Origin of the sequence: Aureitalea sp. L0-47, assembly GCF_026126405.1 — a bacterium.
GTDB lineage: Bacteria > Bacteroidota > Bacteroidia > Flavobacteriales > Flavobacteriaceae > Pukyongia.
The window spans coordinates 1-5,276 of sequence record NZ_JAFMTQ010000030.1; the positions used below are offsets into that span (position 1 = coordinate 1).

Here is a 5,276-nt window from a genome sequence, read left to right on the forward strand (position 1 = left end):
GCCTTCAGGATCGAAGTCGTTCACAAGTACATTTCCGCTTACCGGAACATTCACCTCTGTACCCGCCGTATCGGCATTGGCAATAGTGGTGTTCGGATCCAGTGGAAGTACTTCTATAAATACTGTGGCCGTATCACTGGCCTGTGGGTTTCCATCATCAACTATGCTGTACTGGAAGGTGTCAGGTCCTGAATATCCCGCCGGTGGTGTATAAACATAACTACCGTCTGCATTCAGGGTCACACTACCTCCTGCTGTTGTTGGGAAGGTTCCCGTTGTTGTTACCGTTTGGTTGTCACCTTCGGCATCTTCATCATTGGTAAGTACATTACCCGATACCGCTACATCCGTAAAGGTGTTGTTGATGTCGTTTATGGCGTCTGTACAGTTTGCCAGTATGGTTATCTCGATAGAATCGTCACATCCGTTTGCATCCATTACAGAGATCGTGTATGATCCCTCCGTTAGGTTCGTAAATGTGCCTGAAGCCTGGGGTGTTCCTCCGTCAAGACTGTAAGAATATGCCGGAGTACCTCCTGTAGCTTCAACCGTTACAGTACCTAATCCTCCACAAAGAATATCAGTTTGTGACAGGATAGTAAGGTCTAGTTCTGTCCGTGGTTGCATTATTGTAGCAGAGTCATTACGCGTGCAGCCATTCGCATCGGTTATAAGCACTGAATATGTCCCTGCAACAAGGTTAGTAAGATCTTCTGTGGTTTCTCCACCCGGACTCCATAGGAATGTATAAGGTTGTGTGCCCCCATTCACTGTAAGATCCAGTGAACCGGAAGCATCGCCGAAGCAAGAAACATTTGTTACCGCAATTCCTGAACTAATTGCTGAAGGCTCATTGACCGTAGTCGTCGATGTTTCCGTACACAGGGTAGTTGTATCGGTTACAGTAACTGTATATGCTCCAGCTGTTAAGCCGGAAATCGTTTGAGTGGTTTGTCCGCCTGGACTCCAGGAATAGGTAAATGGTCCTACTCCACCCGATACTCCAACAGTCGCCGAACCATCGTTTCCACCATTACAGGATACAGGTGTTGAGCTTGCATTCGCTGAAAGATCACAAGGTGTAGACTCTACAGTGGTTGAAGTCGTAGCAGTACAACCATTATCATCTGTAACAGTTACTGTGTAGGTACCAGCCGTTAAGCCTGTAATCGTTTGTGTTGTCTGACCTCCAGGACTCCAAGAGTAAGTGTACGGTGGTGTTCCACCGGAAGGATTGGCGGTTGCCGTTCCATCTCCCGAACCTGGTCCACTTTCATTTGTCGATGTAGCGGTCACATTTACGGCAGTTGCCGGTTCGTTGATAGTAACACTTTGCGAAACAGGGTCGCACACAGTGCCATCAATAGTTACACTCACGGTATAAACACCTGCGGTTTGATTACTTATAGTACTGGAAGTAACACCGGCATCAACTTGTGGTGGAACGGTATTCCAGGTAAAAGTAAAGGTTGAACCAGGATTGGCTGCAGAGGTTGCGCTAACGGTAGCGCTTCCTGTTGCGTCTCCTTTACATAAAATATCGGTTACATTATCAATATTAATAACTGCATCACAATCGTTCACACAATCTATCACCACACTTTGCATGGTTTCACATCCATTAGCATCTGTGACGATAACGGTATGAGTTATTCCACCCGTTGCCGATCCAGGCAAGTTTGTAGCCGTCTGAGTTGTTTGATTTCCGGCACTAGCACTCCACTGATATGTATATGGAGGTACCCCGCCAGAAGGAGTTGCCGTTGCTTCTCCATTCGCACAACCACCGGTAGCAGTTGCGTCTATTTTTGTCAATTGAATAACAACTGGTTCTGGTTCAAGTAATGTCACGGAAATAGCATCCGTATTGCCCAGAGAATCTTCTACTGAAACTGTGTAAACACCTGCCGCCAGGTTGTTAAATGTAGGTGAGGACTGTGGTGTTCCACCGTTCAACGAATACATATATGGAGGTACTCCTCCGGAAGCGTTCACTGTAATTGATCCGGTCAAATCACCAAAACACAGAATATCAGTTTTCTCAATTAATTCAAGGACAACTTCGAAACCATCAACGAAATCATTTCCGCAGGAAGATTCCAAAGCAATGGTTCTTGTAATAAGGTTATCGTTAGCACCATCGACATCAGATATTGAAACGTACCCTGGTAGATCATTCTCAAAGATCTCATATGTTACATCTACTTCATTTTCAGGTATTGCGGCAATGGCTTTATAGTCACCATTTGCATTGGTCTGAACCGTTTGCGAACTACCATCATCGCCGGTAACATCTATTTGAACATTCTCCAGTGGATTTCCATTCTCATCGCTCACATTACCACAAATCACCGGGTAGGTCACGAAGATGGAATTCGGATCGTTGTAATCTATACAGCTAATACTTAATGAGTAATACCTGTCGCTGTTGCCGTCTACTTTTCCAATTCGATAATTGAACGAAGACCAGGTTTCATAATAGGTACTATAAGTAAACCTCGGGTCGAGTGAAACATCACCTCCTGGTGCCGTATTCAGGGTATTTGCTATACCTCGTACAACCGTAGCTGTTTGCGTAATGTCGATCAAAGCATTGTTGTCGATGAAATACGCATCGGGTAAAGAAACCTCTGCATATTCTCTAGTAGATTGGCCATCTCCATCTATATCCAGGGGAGTCGCGTAGAATGAGATATCCACTTCATCACCATAATTTCCTCCGCCCTCCACGAAGGTTATGTTGAACAAAGCACTTTGATCGTTCGAATTTGTACTATTTATTCTAGGCTGAAAGGCCTCGTTGAGACCAGATGAAGTAACATCAATTTCAAGTAGTGAGGCACCTCCTGTAAATTCTTCTATTCGCACAAGCGCGTCAATAGTTGTTCCATAGGGATTCGAAGGAAATACATCCGCGAATCTGTAAACTGCACCAACTTCCAGATCTGTTCCTGAAATACGTTTTCCGTTTTCAAAAACAGCGTCTTTGTACAATGGAGCACAATCACAATCTCTTGGTGTTGGTGGTGGACCGGGAAGTGGAACTATAGTTGGATCATCCTGATCGTTACTGTTATCATCTGAAAGGTCCATCACGCTTCCGCCACAAGCAAAACCTGTGATTGGAGCCAATGGTCCATTATTTCGGCTGGCACCATCAATTACTTCATAATTGCCAAAAACTGCTCCGGGACCAATTGGTTCCGAGCAGCTGGTATGTATGGTCTCATCGAGAACATTGTTCACATAGACGTCGATCTCAGGTCCGAAAGTATTTTGCGGAGGATCTTGTCCGAAGAACTCAAAACGCTCTCCCGGTTGCACGATATCTTCAAAAACTACTTGCCCATCGTGTTCTATCACCTTAATGGTGGCATCTATTTCGTTGCCCTGGTATTCCAGAGTTAGAGCGGTAACCTGTCCATCACAGTTCCCTTCGGGGTTAACAGGTTGTTCATCGAAACACGCATCTGCCGTGGCCTGATTTTCTACAAAACCACGATCCACATCAAATTGCGTTATTGAATAAGTAGCAGAAAAAGCGGTATCATCAGACTCACCGGGCAGTAATGTTCCAAGGGATCCTGAAACGCTCACAAGGGGATCGGTAACCTGAATAGATGTAAAAGCTGTTTCGCCTGTATTGGTTACAGTGAAATCGTAGCTAACGGTCTCTCCTACTTCGGCTATTCCATTACCATTTTCATCGTTGAAAACACCTGTCTTTATTAAGGCAATTTCGGGGTCGTCTACACAGCGAGAATCAATATTCACACCTGCGGCAATAACCCATGATTGACCATTTACGCTTTGTCCGTTTTGCCCATTTCGGGTATCTACAATTATCGTTACTTGAGTTTCCGAACCGGGAATATCCCTCAGGATCAGGTTAGGAATGGCCAGGCAGCACTGAGCACCGGGTAAACTACTGTCCGGTCCATATAAAAATATTTGGTCCGATTTACCGGCAGCTTCTGCCTTCAGTAGTAAATAACGCCCATCTTCGGTTAATTCTGAAACAGGCGTTTCTATGATAATATCTCGAGCAGTATTGAATGTAGGGATGTCAATAACAAAAGACTGTACATCGTTATACCCACTCCATTGTGTGAAGACACCTGAACTTCCTGAGGCCTCCGGCACATCTCTGAATGCATAAATTACAATAGATTGAAGCTTACATTCGTTGCTTCCGTTTTTATAATTGATATAGCTTGTACTTCCAATGATTTCCGCTCGATACACCCAAATATTCGAGCTTGTTCCAAAAGGTACAGAGCGTTCGAGCGTATGTACATTGTCCTCATCGTCAGTAATCTGAATCGTCTCGCCAGGATTCCCTCCTTTGTAAACAATTTCGACTACATACTGGAACATGTTGGAGCCTTCCGGAATGTTGGCAGTGGTATCTGTATTACAATTAGCATTGAAGCCATATTCGTCCACACGCTTATCATCACCACACTCGTAGAACCAACCGGATTGAGTTTCCGCCGACTTAAGGAATTTGCGTGGTTCCTTATCAACTAAAACCGCCACATCGGCGAACGGTAAGTACTCAATATCACCAAATACTGATGATTGTTCGTCTACAGTCTCAACTACTTTATCTGGCATTGGATAGGCCAATGCAATAGAAGTAGACAACAAAAGGATACCCAATACAACAATATTGAACAATCCTTTCTTCTCTGAAAAGGAAGTAATGACTCGCATATGCTCTTATTTTTAATTTTTCCTGAAGTAAGAAAAATGCCCCAACTGCATTTTGAAGTTACTTAGTGTACCATAAATATACGTAGGAATAAACGTTATCGATTTCTTAAAATAGAACAATTAGCTGAACAGTTGAAATATTCGTTGAATGGTATAAACTCACCTATTGAGGCTGATTTATTTGTAGGAAAAGATACTAAGTGTATACACGTATAAGTTCGAAATTATGGGGTTTCAGAAGAGATGAGTTTGTGGGAATAAAAAAAGACAAAACATGACCGTTTATCGATAAATCGTTCGCGAATTCAGCATTTTTTGCTATTTGTATTTTGGTTTTATTAACATGTTTGTAGGAAAGAAAAAAGTCTTTGTTTACTACCTGTTTCAGCATAAAAAAACCGACCCAATACAGGGTCGGTTCTCTTAAATTGTTTAAAAAAACAATCTAATCTAGTACATGCAAACTAGAAGAATCGTGGTGTTAGTACTCGTTCTGGTTTGTTAAATACATCGAATCGCAGCATGATCTCATACGAACCATCGCTGTAATCCTCTAAATC

General features: G+C 43.2%; 1 protein-coding gene. It reads right to left on the minus strand.

Annotated features, from left to right (window positions below; genetic code table 11):
* Positions 1-4,716, minus strand: a 4,716-nt coding sequence (locus J1N09_RS15285; RefSeq protein ID WP_265201151.1) for an Ig-like domain-containing protein, incomplete at its 3' end; no start/stop codon positions are given.
* Positions 4,717-5,276: the final 560 nt, after the last annotated feature.